Annotated in this window: 10 protein-coding genes and 1 pseudogene; 4 read left to right on the top strand and 7 right to left on the bottom strand. The window is 73.1% G+C overall.

All coding sequences use genetic code 11. The features are described from left to right. Positions 1–4 precede the first annotated feature (4 nt). On the bottom strand, positions 5–772 hold the full coding sequence (gene atpB, locus KZQ38_RS13975) for a F0F1 ATP synthase subunit A (protein ID WP_219442057.1): 768 nt from the start codon (positions 770–772) through the stop codon (positions 5–7). Positions 773–810: 38 nt separating this feature from the next. Between atpB and KZQ38_RS13970 the strand changes: the two genes are divergently transcribed. After that, entirely contained in the window at positions 811–1,440 is a 630-nt protein-coding gene (locus tag KZQ38_RS13970) for a GNAT family N-acetyltransferase (protein WP_257901409.1), read from the top strand. A 99-nt stretch (positions 1,441–1,539) separates the two neighbouring features. Here the strand turns inward: KZQ38_RS13970 and KZQ38_RS13965 are convergent, their stop codons facing one another. Together KZQ38_RS13965 and KZQ38_RS13960 are read right to left on the bottom strand one after the other, a co-directional pair. After that, entirely contained in the window at positions 1,540–2,403 is an 864-nt protein-coding gene (locus KZQ38_RS13965; protein ID WP_219442055.1) for a geranyl diphosphate 2-C-methyltransferase, read from the bottom strand. A gap of 567 nt (positions 2,404–2,970) precedes the next feature. Further along, on the bottom strand, positions 2,971–3,804 hold the full coding sequence (locus tag KZQ38_RS13960; protein WP_219442053.1) for a class I SAM-dependent methyltransferase: 834 nt from the start codon (positions 3,802–3,804) through the stop codon (positions 2,971–2,973). Positions 3,805–4,062: 258 nt separating this feature from the next. Between KZQ38_RS13960 and KZQ38_RS13955 the strand changes: the two genes are divergently transcribed. Then, complete coding sequence (locus tag KZQ38_RS13955; protein ID WP_219442051.1) at positions 4,063–7,374, top strand: DUF4082 domain-containing protein; 3,312 nt, start codon at positions 4,063–4,065, stop codon at positions 7,372–7,374. 72 nt (positions 7,375–7,446) lie between these two features. On the opposite strand, the gene KZQ38_RS13950 is transcribed toward KZQ38_RS13955, so the two are convergent. Beyond that, positions 7,447–7,872: an Hsp20/alpha crystallin family protein gene (locus KZQ38_RS13950; protein ID WP_219442049.1), complete on the bottom strand. Its 426-nt coding sequence runs from the start codon at positions 7,870–7,872 to the stop codon at positions 7,447–7,449. Between the two features lie 70 nt (positions 7,873–7,942). Then, positions 7,943–9,166: an MFS transporter gene (locus tag KZQ38_RS13945; protein ID WP_219442047.1), complete on the bottom strand. Its 1,224-nt coding sequence runs from the start codon at positions 9,164–9,166 to the stop codon at positions 7,943–7,945. Between the two features lie 263 nt (positions 9,167–9,429). Between KZQ38_RS13945 and KZQ38_RS13940 the strand changes: the two genes are divergently transcribed. After that, positions 9,430–10,800 (top strand): cytochrome P450, encoded by a 1,371-nt coding sequence (locus KZQ38_RS13940; protein ID WP_308258395.1) that lies wholly within the window; start codon positions 9,430–9,432, stop codon positions 10,798–10,800. Positions 10,801–10,809: 9 nt separating this feature from the next. Next, the gene (locus KZQ38_RS13935) at positions 10,810–12,504 is read left to right on the top strand and encodes a hypothetical protein (RefSeq protein ID WP_219442043.1); all 1,695 of its coding nucleotides are present in this window, start codon (positions 10,810–10,812) and stop codon (positions 12,502–12,504) included. Between the two features lie 201 nt (positions 12,505–12,705). On the opposite strand, the pseudogene KZQ38_RS13930 reads toward KZQ38_RS13935, so the two are convergent. Both KZQ38_RS13930 and KZQ38_RS36140 read right to left on the bottom strand, forming a co-directional pair. Beyond that, positions 12,706–13,524 (bottom strand): annotated as a pseudogene (locus tag KZQ38_RS13930) (sigma-70 family RNA polymerase sigma factor); the annotation flags it as partial. A 76-nt stretch (positions 13,525–13,600) separates the two neighbouring features. Next, entirely contained in the window at positions 13,601–15,505 is a 1,905-nt protein-coding gene (locus tag KZQ38_RS36140) for a Crp/Fnr family transcriptional regulator (RefSeq protein ID WP_257901408.1), read from the bottom strand. Positions 15,506–15,734 lie beyond the last annotated feature (229 nt).

Here is a 15,734-nt window from a genome sequence, read left to right as displayed (position 1 = left end):
CGGTTCAGTGGTGCGCCGCCAGCGCGCGCCCGATGTACTGGGCGCTGAGCAGGGCGAAGATGTACGCCTGCATCACCTGGATCAACGCTTCCAGCAGGGTGATCGCGATCGCCAGCGCGAAACCGACCAGGGCCACCGGCTTGAGCGGCAACGCCGCGTGCAGGAGCAGGAACTCCCCGCCCAGCACGAACACGACGACCAGCAGGTGACCCGCGAACATCGCCGCGAACACCCGGATGGCGAGGGTCAGCGGGTCGAAGAAGAACTTCAGGACGACCTCGGTCGGGATCAGCAGGCCCCACAGCACCGGTTTCGGCACGTCCGGCACCACGAACTGGTTGCGCAGGTAGCCCCGCAACCCGTGCCGCCGGATACCGGCCCAGTGGTAGGTGGGGAAGACGACCAGGACCGCGAGCGCCACCGGGAAGCCGGAGTGCGCCATGGTCGGGAACTGCACCAGCGGGATGATCCCGAAGATGTTGTTGACCAGCACGAAGGTGAACAGCGACAGGATGAGCGGCACGTACGGGCGGTAGTCCTGCCCGCCGATCTGCTCGCGCGCGATGGTGTTGCGCCCGAGGTCGTAGACGGACTCGGCGGCGAACTGGAGCCGGCCCGGCACGATCCGCAGCCGGCGCGAGGTGATCAGGAAGAACGCGGCGATGATCAGGGTCGACAGGACGACCAGGATCATCGGCTTGGTGACCCACCCGAAAACCGCCGGCGGGAACAACGTCTCCGCACCCGGTGGGTTGAACGTCTCGTCGGCCATGGGCGCCCCCTCGTCCAAGGTCTTGACGCGGATTTTACTTGATCGATCTGCGGCGCGGGAGTGGTTTTCGGCGGGCGTGCTTGATCGTCCGCGTGCTCGCCGCACGTAGAGTCGGCGGCAGGAACCAGGAGCAGGAGGAGCACGTGGTGGAGATCCGTCGAGGCGGACCGGACGACCTGCCGGCGGTCATGGCGATGCTGGACGGCGCGGTGGCGTGGCTGGACGCCTCCGGCCGCACCGGGCAGTGGGGCAGCGAGCCGTTCTCGGCGGACGAGGGGCGGACGACGCGGATCGCCGACCGGTTGCGCGACCACGAGGTGTGGGTGGCCGAGGTCGGGGGTGAACCGGCGGGCGTGCTCACCCACGCGCCCGAACCGCCCGACTACGTGTCCGCGGCGGACGAACCCGAGCTGTACGTGACGCTGCTGGTCACGTCGCGCTCGTTCACCGGGCGCGGCGTCGGGTCGGCGTTGCTGGACCACGCGCGCGAGCAGGCCCGGCGGCTGGGCGTCGAGCTGGTGCGCGTCGACTGCTACGCGGGCGGTGACGGCCGCCTGGTCCGCTACTACGAGGGCAACGGCTTCACGCCCGTCCGGCGGTTCGAGGTCGGCGAGTGGCCGGGTCAGCTCCTCGCGGACCGGGTCGCACCCGCGACGACGGCCGGCTGACCGCGGAACAAGCCGCCGCACCGCCGCGAGCCGGGCCGGCGCTCCACCCGAGGAGGGCGGGCGGCGGCCCGGCCGGTGAGCGGTGCGCGCGCTCCCCGGTCAGATCCGGCCGCGCACGCGGTCGGCCACGATCAGCAGGTAGTGGAAGCTGCCCTCGCGGTACGCGGTGAGGAACGACTCCTCCACGCCGGTCGCCACCGACGACTTCTCCCGCAATTCCCAGTACGGAATGGTGTCCGGCGTCAGGTCGACCACCTCGATCGGCACCAGGTTGTTCGCGGTGAGCGCTTTGAAGTACGCGCTGCGCGGGTGGACGCTGCACGTGTAGCGCTCGTCGATCTGGCTGACCGCCTTCGACCGGCCGCCGGTCACGTCGTTGTAGCAGCCGGTGATGCACACGTACCGGCCGCCGTGCTCCAGCAGCCGCGAGAATTCGCTGAACAGCTCGAACAAGTCCACGTACATGGTGGTTTCGTTGGTCCACACACCGCGGAAGGAGCCGCTCTCGAAACCGGTGTCGAGCATGTTCCGGAAGTGGAAGCGGACCTGGTCCGCGACCTCCCACTTCGCCGCCTGCTCGTTGGCGAATTCGACCTGTTTCTCGGAGATGGACACGCCGTCGACCCGGCAGCCGTACCGCTGGTTCGCCATGATGCTGGTGCCGCCGCGGCCGGAGCCGCCGTCCAGCAGCCGGTGGTCCGGCCCGGTGCCCGCGAACCGGTCGAGCAGCACGTTCGCCTGCGCGGTCTCCAGCCGGTGCAGCTCGGCGATCACCCGCGCGTCCCGCGTCTCCTCCGGGCCGGCCAGCACGGACTCGTCGTACGGGCCCAGTCCGTAGTGGTGGTGGTAGATGCCGTCGACCTCGCCGAGCCGGATGTTCACCGGATCCCGCTCGGCGTTCCAGTACGCCGCGACGGAACGCTGGTAGTCGGTGCGCAGCACACCGGGTGCGACTGTGGTCATGGAAGAGTGCTCTCCTCGTGCGGTGCACGCCGATGCGCGATGGCGCCGGCGAAAGAGAAATACCCGGAGACAATTCGTTCGGTGCGCAATATTCCTGGTCGCGACCGGGGACGACGCTAGCACCGGCTATTTGACCGTGTACAGTCGCCCGAATGGGTAGGGGGTGCGTCCGGCCGGTGACTGCTCCGGTTGGCGCGGCGAGGTCGACCCGATTCGGCGAATTTCCGATTTCCGCGGGACGCACCGTATTCGGACGCCCTCGCCGGCGGCGCGCGGAGCACCGCGCACGGCGACCGCGACACCAGAACGGCGCAGCGGGCGGCGGTTCGCCGTCACGACGAGTGCCCGCCGCACCGCCACGCCACCGCGGTCGGGAACGCACCGACCGGCACCCGCTTGCCGCATTCCGGCGCGGCGTTCGCGGCGGTCGGTTGCACCGGTTCCGGCCGGTCCGCACGCCGAACCGGCGGGCGGCGGCGGGCGGGCGGCGGCCATTTCCCGCGACAGCGCGTGACCGCGGCACGCGCACCGCTCGCGGAACCTCTGATCGGGATCCCGCAGCGCCGGTCAGGAACCGGAGGCGGTGAGCAGGAAAGCGGGGGAGGACCAGTAGTCGTGCAGCGGCGTGATCCGGACGTCCCGGAACCCGGCCCGCGCCACCTGGGCGGCCCAGGCCGTGGCGGGCTGCTCCCACGTGGAGCGGACCGCGCCGGGCAGGAGCTGCCCGGTGAGCACCGGCATCAGGAAGCCCTGCGCCACCAGGTCCCGGTCGGCGTCGTACTCGGCGAGCCCGCGCTCGTAGGTCGCCGCCAGGAACTCGAACCGCTCGTCCGGCGTCAGGTCCGGCACGTCGAACTCGACCAGGGCGAGCTTGCCCACCGCGGGCGCGAGCGCGGCCAGGACGCCGTCCCGGTCCTCGTGCGGCAGGGTGTGCAGGGCGAACGTCGACTGCGCCACGTCGAAGCGGCCCTCGGCGTCGGCGAGGAAGTCCTCGACCCGGGTGTTGCGGGCGTCCAGCCGGATGCCGTCCGGCACGCCGCGCACGGCGGTGCCCAGCAACGCGGCCGACGGCTCCACCAGGGTGAGGCGGGGCCGGTGGTGGCCGAGCGCGGGCAGCAGCGCCCGGCCGTCGCCGCAGCCGACGTCCAGCAGCGTTTTCGGCCGCACCCGGTCGTAGAGGTCGTTGAGCGCCCGGCTCACGGCCCGGTACAGCCCGACGTTGCCGCCGCCTTCGATGAACGCCTGGAACGCGGCGGGCCGGTCGTACACCGTCCCGTCCGCGTCACTGGCCAGGTACGCGGCCAGCGCGCGGCCCAGCGGGGTGCGGACGGTGGACGCCAGGGCACGGGCCCGGTCGGGCGTGCCGGCGGCGAGCGCGGCGAGCGCGGTGGTGATCGTCACGGCTCCAGCTTGGCAAACGCGGCGCCGGGCTCGTGGCGCACCCACCGCAATTCTGCGCCTTCGGCGGAGTGCGGCGCCTCGCCCGCGTGGCCCAGTGATCGCGTGGTGTTAAGCGGAACCCGTTGTGCCACAAGCATTCCGAGCGGAGTTGTGCGGATGGGACGGGTCCGGGCACGCGGTAACGGCCCGCCCCGCGCCACCGATGCCCGCCGTGAGCCGGGGACCGTCCGAGTCCCCGGTCGAGAGGCGGAGAACCCCATGTCCTTATCCGGTGCGTTCCGGCGCAGATCCGGCGCGGGGACCACGCGGCTGGTCGTCGCCGCGGTCCTCGCCGCCCTGTTCGTCCCAGTGGTACCCGCGCCGCGAGCGCAGGCCGAGCCGGCGGCGGCGGCCCCGGTGGTGGCGTTCACCGACACCCCGGCGGGCGCGACCGTCGGCACGCCGTACACGTTCTCCGGCACCGTCACCGAACCCGCCGCCGTCACGTTCGTCGAGGTCTCCACCGATGGTGGCGCGCTGTGGGGAGCGGCCACCCGGGAAGCCGGGTCGACGTCCTGGCGCCACACCTACACGCCGGCGACGTCCGGCGCGGCCGAGTTGCGGGTCCGCGCCCTGGACGCCCAGCGGAACCCGCTGAGCACCGCCTCCGCCACGGTCGCCGTCGCCGCCCGCGTCTGCCCGTGCGGCCTGTGGCGCGACGCCGACACCCCGCGCGACGCGGACCTGACCGACGGCGCCGCGCTCGAACTCGGCCTGCGGTGGCGGGCCTCGTCCGCCGGTTTCGTGCGCGGCGTGCGGTTCTACAAGGGACCGAACAACACCGGCACGCACACGGGCAGCCTGTGGACCGCCACGGGCACGCGCCTGGCCACCGGCACGTTCACCGACGAGACGGCGAGCGGCTGGCAGACCCTGACCTTCCCCTCGGCGGTGGAGGTGAGCGGCAACCAGACCTACGTGGTGTCGTACCTGTCGCCGACCGGGCACTTCTCCGCCGACACCGACTACTTCGCCCAGTCCGCGCGGCACGTGGAGCCGTTGACCGGCGAGCAGTCGCTCCCGGAGAGCGGCAACGGCGTGTTCCGGTCCGGCGCGGGCTTCCCGGACCGCAGCGCCCGGCACGCGAACTACTGGGTGGACGTCGTGTGGGCGACCGAGTCGGGCGCCGACACCCGCGCGCCCGGCGTCACCGCGACCACGCCGGTCGGCGGCGCGGGCAGCATCGCCCTCACCGACGCCGTGACCGCCACCTACGACGAGGTGCTGGACCAGTCGTCGGTGGAGTTCACCGTCACCGGTCCCCAGGGTCCGGTCGCCGGCACGACGGTCGTCACCGGCGGCACCACCGCGAGGTTCACCCCCGCCGCGGCGCTCGCGGCGGCCACCGCGTACGCGGTGCGCGTCCGGGCGCGGGACGCGGCGGGCAACCAGGCGGCCGAGCACAGCTGGGTGTTCACCACCGGCGCGCCGCGCGCCGTGAACTGCCCGTGCACGGTGTGGGACGACTTCGCCCGCCCGACCGAGGCGGCCTCCGCGGACGCGGCGGCCGTGGAGGTGGGGACGAAGGTCCGGTTCAGCGGGCGCGGCGAGGTGCTCGGCGTGCGGTTCTTCAAGGGCTCGGGCAACACCGGCACGCACACCGGTTCCCTGTGGTCGGCCACCGGGCTGCTGCTGGCGACCGGCACGTTCACCGACGAGACCACCACCGGCTGGCAGACCCTGACCTTCCTCAACCCGGTTGTCGTGCAGGCGAACACCACGTACGTCGTGTCGTACTACGCGCCCAACGGCCACTACTCCGTCGACACCGGGTACTTCGAGACCCAGCAGGGCTACGGCGGCGTACGGGCGCTCGCGGACGGCGAGGACGGCGGCAACGGCGTGTACCGCTACGGCGGCGGGTTCCCGACCGGCAGCTACAACCGGAACAACTACTGGGTGGACGCGATCTACCGGAACGGCCTCAACGGCGACACGACGCCGCCCACCGTGGCGGCGCACACGCCCGCACCGGACGCCGCTGCTGTGCCCGTGGGCAACACGGTGTCGTTGACCTACAGCGAACCGATCGACCCGGCGTCGCCGCAGGTGTGGCTGACCGACCCGGGTGGTGTGCGGCTGGACGGCACGTTCGTGCTGTCCGACGACCAGAAGACCGTCACGTGGACTCCCCGCGGCAAGCTGATCGCGGGTACCGCGTACACGGCGCACGCGCTCGCCGCGGACGTCAACGGCAACACCACCGCGTCGACCGCGGAGTGGCGGTTCACCACGGAGTCCTTCGCCGCCTGCCCGTGCTCGTTGTTCAGCACGGCGACCACGCCGGCGCAACTGGCGAGCGCCGAGGCGGCGGCCGAACTCGGCGTCCGGTTCAAGGCCACCTACAACGGCCAGGTGACCGGCGTGCGGTTCTACAAGGGCGCGGGGATGGGCGGTGGTCACACCGGCTCCCTCTGGAACGCCACGGGCACGCGCCTGGCGACCGGCACGTTCACCGACGAGACCGCGACGGGCTGGCAGACGCTGACCTTCGCGACCCCGGTGGACATCCGCGCCAACCAGATCTACGTGGCGTCGTACACCGCGCCCGACGGCCGGTACATGATCCAGAACGCGTACTTCCAGCCCAGGGAGGTGAACTCGCCGCCGTTGAACGCGCCGCGGCACGCGTGGGACAGCCCCAACGGCCTCTACGGCGCGGGCGGCGTGTTCCCGACGACCAGCTACGACGGCAACCACTACTGGGTGGACGTGGTGTACACGTTCAGCGGTGACGTCGTGCCGCCCGTGCACGCCAGTCACACGCCGCTGGACGACGCCACCGAGGTCGACCTGAACGGTCCGGTGACGGCGACGTACGACGAGCCGGTGGACCTGGCGAACACCACCGTGACGGTGACCGACGGCGGTGGCGCGCGGATCGCCGGCACCCTGACCCGAACGCCCGACGGGCACACCGTCGTGTGGACGCCCAAGGCGCGGCTGTCGGCGAACACACGGCACACGGCAACGATCCGGGCGGCCGACGAAACGGCGAACTACGAACCCACGGCACGCACGTGGCGCTTCACCACCACCGTGACGCAGGCGTGCCCGTGCACGTTGTTCAGCGACGCGATCACGCCGGCGTTGGACTGGGAGCCGTTCACGTACTTCTACAACGTCGGCATCCGCTTCTCGCCCACGGTGAACGGCACCGTCACCGGGGTCCGCTTCTACCGGACGCCGTGGAACGAGGGCACGCACACCGGCTCGCTGTGGGCGGAGAACGGCACGCGGTTGGCGACCGGCACGTTCACCAACGAAGGGACGGGAAGCAGTTGGGAGACCCTGACGTTCACGGATCCGGTGCCGGTGACGGCCGGGACGACGTACGTGGCGAGCTACACGCCGCAGATGCACCCGGCCCGCAACCGCGGCTACTTCGACGGCTACCGGATCGACTCGCCGCCGCTGACGACGCCGTTGACCGGCGTCACCTCGGTGTACGGGGGCACGGGGATGCCGAACGTGTCGGCGGTCGGCACCAACTTCTGGGTCGACGTGGTGTTCGTGCCTGCCGGGCAGTGAGCACCCGGCACGCCGGTCCGGAATGAGGAACGCGGGCCCGGGGGACGACTCGTCCCCCGGGCCCGCGGTGCGTCAGGCGTTGATCTCCTTGGGCTCGGACTCCGCGGTGATCGAGATCTTGCGCGGCTTGGCGCGCTCGGCGATCGGCACGCGCAGGGTCAGCACGCCCGCCTCGAAGTTCGCCCGGATGCGCTCGGTGTCCAGGGAGTCGCCCAGGAACAGCTGCCGGCTGAAGACACCGCGCGGGCGCTCGGCCACCTGGTACTCGCGGTCGGTGGTCGCGGGGCGCTCGGCACGCACGGTCAGCACGTTGCGCTCGACGTCGAGGTCGATCGAGTCCGGCCGCACACCCGGCAGGTCGAACTGCACGACGAACTCCTCACCGTCGCGGTAGGCGTCCATCGGCATGGCCGCGGGACGCGTCGCCGTCCCGTTGGTCCCGAAGAACTGCTGGGTCAGCCGGTCCAGCTCGCGGAACGGGTCGGTGCGCATCAACATCGTCGCCACTCCTTCCACACCTCTCGGTTCCGGCGGTCTCGTCCGCCGCTCACCCTTGACAACGCACGGCTCAACTTTGCTGTTCCCGGTGAGGCAAGATTTTTTCGGCACGCCGGTCAACCAGCACGGACGTGGTGGCCACGACCAGGCCGGCGAGGCTGAGCGCGACCCCCACCCACGCCGTGGCCGCGAAGCCCCACCCGGCGGAGATCGCCAGCCCGCCGAGCCACGCGCCCGCGCCGTTGGCGATGTTCAGCGCCGAGTGGTTGGACGACGAGGCGAGCGACGGCGCGTCCGGCGAGGCGTCCATCAGCCGGACCTGCAACGCCGACGCCAGCACCTGCGACGCGAACCCGAGCAGGAACACCGACGCGACCGCCGCCGCGGGCTGCGCCGCGGTCAACCCGAAGACGGTCAGGACGACGGTGACCGTCACCAGCGCCCCGAAGACGGCGCCCATCACCGAGCGGTCCACGAACCGGCCGCCGACCGCCGCGCCGAGCGTCATGCCGAGCCCGAACACGGCCAGCACCCACGGCACCGCGCCGGCGGGCAGACCGGCGACCTCGGTGGTGAGCGGTGAGATGTAGGAGTAGACGGCGAACATGCCGCCGAACCCGACCATGCCGGTGAGCAGCGCGAACCACACTTGAGGACGGCGGAAGGCACGCAGCTCGGCGGCCACGCCCGCGTTGTGCGTGGCGGGTACCGGTGGCAGCCACTTCGCCAGCGCCAGCGTCGTGGCCGCGGCGATCAGGGCCACCGCGACGTAGGCGGCACGCCACCCGACCTGCTGCCCGGCGGCGGTCGCGACGGGGACGCCGACCAGGTTGGCCAGGGTGAGCCCGACCATGATCCGGGCGACGGCGGTGCCGCGCCGCTCCGGTGGCACGAGTCGCACCGCCACCACGGCGGCGATGCCGAAGTACGCCCCGTGCGGCAGGCCGGAGAGGAAGCGGGCGGCCAGCAGCGTCCCGGCGCTCGGCGCGGCGGCGGACAGGCCGTTGCCCGCGGCGAGCGCGACGGTGAGGGCGAGCAGCAGACCCTTGCGGGGCAGCTTCGCCGCCAGGCCCGCGATGAGCGGCGCGCCCACCACGACGCCGAGCGCGTAGAGGCTGATCGCGTGGCCGGCGGTGGGTATCGAGATGTCGAACGTGTCGGCCACCTGCGGCAGCAGCCCCATGGTGGCGAACTCGGTGGTGCCGATGGCGAACCCGCCGAGCGCCAGGGCCGACATGGCGGCCACGCCGCCGCGTGCGGTGGGCGTGGTGGGTTCGGTGGTGACGGCGGTCATCTATCTCCCATGGGCAGGGTGGAGGCGTCCCGTGTCGGCGTTGACCGCGACCGATGCTGAACCGATTTTACGTGCTCATTCGCCCTGGTCAGACGTGTCAGGGCGCACACGTGGCCCAAGGTAAGGGATCGTTCACCCTTTCGCCTCGGGCACGCACCCCAACGGCCGTCGCCACCCACCGCGCGCGACTGCGAGGCTGTGCGCCGGGTTCGGCGGCCGGCACCGGGGGCCGCCCGGAAGGGACACCGACCAGAGGAGCGTTCGTGAGCCGTGCCGTCGTGACGCCGATCCCCGTCGCCCGCGGTGCCGTCCCGGTGCTCGGGCACGCGCCCGCGATGCTGCGCGGCCCGGTCCGCTTCCTGTCGTCGCTGGCCGGTCAGGGCGACCTGGTGCGCATCGCGCTCGGGCCGGTGAAGGCGGTCATGGTGTGCGACCCGGAGCTGGCGAACCGCATGTTCCTGGACGACCGGACCTTCGACAAGGGCGGCCCGTTCAGCGAGCGGGCCCGCGAGGTGGTCGGCAACAACGTCGCGTTCTGCCCGTACCACGAGCACCGCCGCCAGCGGCGGCTGCTCCAGCCCGCGTTCCACCCCGACCGGTTCCCCGGGTACGGCCGCACCATGGCCGCGCAGATCGGGGAGCAGGTCGACGGGTGGCGCGACGGCCAGGTGCTGGACGTGCCGACGCGGATGACCATGCTCACCACGAACGTGCTCACCGCGACCATGTTCTCCGACACCCTGTCCCCGGACGAGCTGCGCCGGTCCCGGGAGGACGCGGACGTGCTCGCCACCGACTTCCTGTTCCGGATGCTGGTGCCCGACCCCGTGCTGCGCCTGCCGCTGCCGGTGAACCGCCGCTTCGACCGGGCCAGGGTGCGGATGCGCCGCACCGTCGACCAGCTCGTCGCCACCCGGCGCGCCACCGGCGGCGACCGGGGCGACCTGCTGTCCGCGTTGCTCGCCGCGCACGACGCCGAGTCCACCGGCGACGAGCGGACCCTGTCGGACGAGGAGATCGTGAACCAGGTGATGACGTTCCACCTGGCGGGCAGCGAGACCACCGCGACCACCCTCACGTGGGCGTTGCACCTGGTCGCCACCCACCCGGACGTCGAGCGCCGGCTGCACGCCGAGGTCGACGCCGTCCTGGCCGGCCGCACCGCCGGTTACGACGACCTGCCCCGCCTGGAGCTGACCGGGCGGATCATCACCGAGACGCTGCGGCTGTACGCGCCGGCGTGGCTGCTGACCCGCCGCGTCACGCGGGACACCGAACTCGGCGGGCACGCCCTGCCCGAGGGCACCGTGATCGCGTACAGCCCGTACCTCATCCACCACCGCGCCGACCTGTACCCGGAACCCGAGCGGTTCGACCCCGACCGGTGGGACGCGACCCGCGGCCCGACGCCGCCGCGCACCGCGTTCCTGCCGTTCGCGCACGGGGCGCGCAAGTGCATCGGCGACCGCTTCAGCCTCGTCGAGGCGACCTTGGCGCTCGCCTCCATCGCGGCCAGGTGGCGGCTGGCGCACGTGCCCGGCGACCCACCGGTGCGGCCCGCCGTGTCCGCCGTGATCCGTCCCCGCCGGCTGCGGATGCGGGCGACCGCGCGCGGTGGCGCGGCCCACCAATAGGGTCTGTGCGTGCCAATCGCATTCGACACGACCGGTCTCCAGCAGCAGGACCCGACCACCTGGTTCAGCCCCGCCACCGGCGACCGGGTGAGCCTCCGGTTCTTCGACCTGGTCCCGGACCTGCCCGCCGCGCTGGAGGACCTGCCGAGACTCCGGTACGAGCTGGCGGTGCTGTACGGGGAGTCCGGGTGCCTGATCGAGGCGCACACCGTGCTGCTGGGCGGCGTGCCCGCGTTGCTCCAGGTGCTCAAGCTGCCGCTGCCCAACCAGCCCACCGGGCAGGTGTTCGTGGCGTCGTTCACCGTGCCGAAGGTCGCGTCGAGCGCGGTGCTGATGAACCAGGCGCCGGAGCGCGGCACCACCGGGACGCGCGAGGCCGTGTTGATGGCGCGGGTCGGTTTCCAGAACTGGCTCATGCCGCACCCGTACGCGCCGCAACTGCGGGGGAGGCTGCCGTTCCACGCGGGTGACGACCCGCGCTTCGACCCGCAGTTCCCGGACCACCCGTTGACCAGGGTCCGGGCGTGGGCGCACCACGTGCTGCGGACGGCGGCGGTCGACCCGAGGTTCGCGGCCCTGCCGCCGTTCCCGGGACCGAACCGGACGCACACCGCGCCGCCCGGTGAGCACGCCGACCCGAGCCCCGTCGCACCGGAGCCTGCCGTCGAGCCCGGGACGAGCACGCCGGGCGAAGCCGCGCCGGACACGCCCGCGCCTGCCGCGCCGAACCCTGCCGTACCAAGCCATGCCGTGCCCGAGCCGCCCGCGCCCGTTGCGCCGAGCCATGCTGCGCCCGAGCCGCCTGCGCCTGCCGCGCCGAGCCACGCTGCGCCCGAGCCGCCTGCGCCCGTCGCGCCGAGCCATGCCGCGCCGGAGTCCGCCGATGAGAGCGCCGCCGGACCGGCTCACGCCGCGCCCGAGCCGGTCGCCCCCGCCCCCGGAGCCCCGGTCGCCGCGTCCGACCCCGGTGGTTCCCATGCCGGAGCGCCGAGCCACGCGGCACCCGACTCCCCGGCGGCGGAGGTGGGGCCCGCCGTCGGCTCGACGCTCACCACGGTGGTACCCGGGCTGCCCATCGGCGGGTACCTCCCGCTCTGGGTGGGGGACGAGTGCACGTTCTGGCGCATGGACAACCCCGCCGACGTCCTCGACCTGCTCGGCCGCGGCCTGCTCGCCCGCGCACCGCTCGCCGAGGGCCGGTTCCGCGACCTGGTGGCGCTCGATCCCGACTCCTCGACCATCGTGCTGCTCAACCGGTACCGGTCGGACGACGGGAACATCGCCGCCGGCATCGCCGGGCTCACCCGCGTCAGCGGGCAGGAGGCGAGTGACGGCATGACCGAGGACACGCTGGTCGAGGCGTTCCGGTGGGTCGGCCGCGCCAGTGCGGCGGCGGCGGAGCGGGGGGAGTGCGTGACCGTCGAGCCCGGCGCGCACACCGGCGAACTCCAGGAGCCGTACGTCCTCATGGTCGTGCAGGACTTCGACGGCGAGAAGCTGTCCGTCGTGCAGACCGCACCCACCCCGCCCGCCGACTTGCCGCTGTGGCAGGGCAAGCCGTCCATGAGCGGGCCCGCGACGGTGGACGGGATCGTCGCGGGCGGCCTCCTCGCCATGTACGCGATGGACACGTGGGGCATCCACCCGCTGCACATGTGCCTCACCTTCGGTCCCGCGCCGAGGCTGGTGCGCCCCGGCGGCTGATCGACGGCGGGCTGATCAATCGCGAGCCCGGCCCGCGGGGGCCTGGTCGGCGGAGGTCGGGTCGCTGGGGGCCTGGTCGCTGGGGGTCGGGTCGGCGGTGCCCGGTCCGTGGAGCCCGGGCTGCGGGGCTCGGTCCCCGGGGACCCGGTCGGCGGAGGACGGGTTGGCGGGGGCCTCGGGAGCCTGGTCGGTGGGGGACTGGTCGGCGTAGACGTGGATCGCGACGACGCGACCGCCCGCGATGGTCATCCCGAGCACCGTCCCCGAATCGCTCACCAGGCCCAGCCCGCCGTTGACCAGGGCCGGCCGCGCGGAACCGGACAGGCGGGCGAACAGCAGCGCCTGGCGGGCGACCTCCGCCGCACCCCGCACGACCGCCGCCATACCCGGCCGCAGCGCGCTGACGTCCACCCGCAGCACGACGTCCGGGTCGAGCACGGTCAGCAACGCGTCGAAGTCCCCACCCCGCGCGGCGGCCAGGAAGGCGGCCACCACCTCGCGCTGCCTGGCCAGACCATCCGGCACGGGCGCGCCGCCGCGCACCCGCCGCCGCGCCCGGCTGGCCAACTGCCGGGCCGCGGCGGGTGTGCGCCCGACGATCGGCGCGACCTCGTCGAACGGCACCCCGAACAAGTCGTGCAGCACGAACGCCAGCCGCTCGGCGGGCGCCAGGGTGTCCAGCACGACCAGCAACGCCAACCCGATGGAGTCCGCGACGACCGCCTCGTGCTCGGGGTCGTCCACGGCGGCCACCAGGGGTTCGGGCAGGTGCGTGTCCAGCGGGTCCTCGCGGCGCGACGCGCGGGAGCGCAACGCGTCCAGGCACACCCGCCCGACGACGGTCGTCAGCCAGCCGCCGAGGTTCGCCACGTCGGCCGCGCCCGCGCGTTGCAACCGCAGCCACGTCTCCTGCACGGCGTCGTCCGCTTCGCTCAACGAGCCCAGCATCCGGTACGCCACGGCACGCAGGTGGGCCCGGTTGGCCTCGAAGCGCTCCGCCAGGGAAGTGGTGTCGTCCACGGTCAGGTCCTCCGCTCGCTGTGCCATCACACGGCTGACGGATGAGATCACGCGGATGTGACCGGGCGGAGCGAGGTCATCCGAGCCTGGCGAACCTCCGCAGGTGGTCGAGGTCCGGCACGAGCACGTCCCGCCGGTAGTGGCTGATCACGACGCCCGCCTTGCGCAGGTCGCTGAACGCCTTCTCCGCCGTGCGCGGTTTCATCCCGGCCATGGACGCCAGCTCCACCTTGGTCAGCGGGATGCCCAACGTCCACCCGCCGCGCTCCTCGCGGCCGTAGGAGCCGACCAGCTCGGCCAGCACCCGCGCGACCCGCTCGGCCGCGGTGTGCGACAGGAAGTCCCGGCGGCGCTTGTTGGCCCAGCGGAGCTGGTCGTCGATCACGCCGATCAGCTCGACGAACATGTCGTTGCGGCGGTGCAGGAACGCGCTCAGCTCGGCGCTGGTGATCAGCTTCGCCACGACGTCGCCACACGTCACGACGGTCGCGGAACGCGGCTTGTGGTCGAGCGCGGCCATCTCGCCGACCAGGTCGCCCGCGACCCGGATGGCGAGCACGGCGGTGTCGCCGGCCTCATCGGTGACCTGCACCTTCACCACGCCGTCGAGCAGCAGGAACGCGTGCGTGTCGTGCGCGTCCTGCTCGATCAGCTCGCGGTCGGCGGCGTAGCGGACCACCGTGCCGATGGACAGCAGCTCCTGCCGGGTGTGGTCGCGCAGCCTGCCGAGCAGGCTGTGCCCGGGCCACTGCGGATCGGTGACCAGACCGGGGCGGAGCAGGGGCTGCTGCGGCGGGACGGCACCGCGGCTGAGCGGGATGGCGGGTTTGGTGCGGGCCAGCAGCCGGGCGGCCTCCTCGACCGGGACGTGCACGTCCTCCAGCGCCCGGCGCGCGCCGAACTCGCCCGCCTGCGCCTCGCACACCCGCAGCTGCCGGGTCAGCAGGCGGGTCGCCGGGTGCGCCGGGCCGAGCACCGTGCGCGCCCGGCCGGTGGCGGTGCGCACCGTGTCCAACGCGCGCCTGGCCTGCGCGAGCGCGCCCTCCACGCGGGCGACCTCCAGTTCGGCGGCGGCCAGGTTGGACTGGGCGACCAGGGCGTGCGGGTGGTCGGGGCCGAGCTTGGCCACGGCGAGGTCGGCCGCGCCGCGCAGGCTGGGCAGCACGAGCTGGGCCTGCGCCGCGGAGCGCCGCGCGCGGGCCAGCTCGAACTCGGCGGAGGCGAGGTTGGCGCGGGCGACCAGGGACTGCGGGTGGTGCGCGCCGAGCGCGGCGATCGTGCGGTCGGTGGCCTCGCGCAGGTCGGCGATGGCCTCGCCGGCCCGCTCGGCGCCACCCGCGTCCAGTGCGAGCTGGAAGCGCGCGGACCGCAGCTCGACCAGCGCGGTGAGCGTGCGGGGGTGGTCCGCGCCGAGGGTGGCGGTGGCGCGGCGCAGGTCGGTCTCCAGCCGACCCGGGTCGCCGACGGGGTCGGCGAGCAGTTCGGGCGACGCGGCGACGTGGTCGCCGACCGCCGCGGGCACCCGGTCCGCGTTGGCGCGGGCGACGCCCACGCCGATCGCGGCGGCCAGGGGAGCGGCGGCCGTCTCGCCCGACCACTTGCCGCCCTCGGCGAGGGTGTGGCCGTAGGTGATCCCGGTGGCGGTGGCCGGTGCGCCGGTCCACGGCGACGAGATGTGGCGGCCCACGAGGTCGGTGCGCCCGCGCGCGACCGCGACCAGCGCGCGCTGGTCGCGCACCTTGGCGGCCTCGTCGCTGCCGGGCTCCACGAGGTCGAGCATCGCGTCCAGCAGTTCCTCACCCGCGTCGGCCGACCCGATCCGGGTCAGCGCGGCCACGCAGCGCAGCAGGCGGTCGAGGTGCCTGCGCGCGGTGATGGCGTCGAGCGTGTCGGCCAACTCGACCGCGAGGTGCCGTGTCTCCCGCCGGTCCGGGACGGAACGGGACAGGGCGGTTTCGAGTTCGACCACTCGGCTGTTCATCCGGCACTCCAGGTGGCTGGTGGTGTGCGTCCAGGGGCGTGAGGACCGACTCGTACTGCCGGCGTGGAATCGGTCCCCATAGCGCGGATATCGCGGGTCATGGGTGTTCGTTAGCCCGACTGGTGACATCGTTACGACAGGAATGGTCGGATGTTCCGACTGAAGCCGCAAATGTGCGGACTGCTTCACCCGCTATTCGCGGAAGGCCCCGTTTTTCGCGGCTCGCGGA

The organism is Saccharothrix obliqua (genome assembly GCF_019375475.1).
In the GTDB taxonomy this organism is placed as follows: Bacteria; Actinomycetota; Actinomycetes; order Mycobacteriales; family Pseudonocardiaceae; genus Actinosynnema; species Actinosynnema obliqua.
Note: the sequence above shows the minus strand (reverse complement) of the source record. Positions and strands in the feature narration are given on the sequence as shown.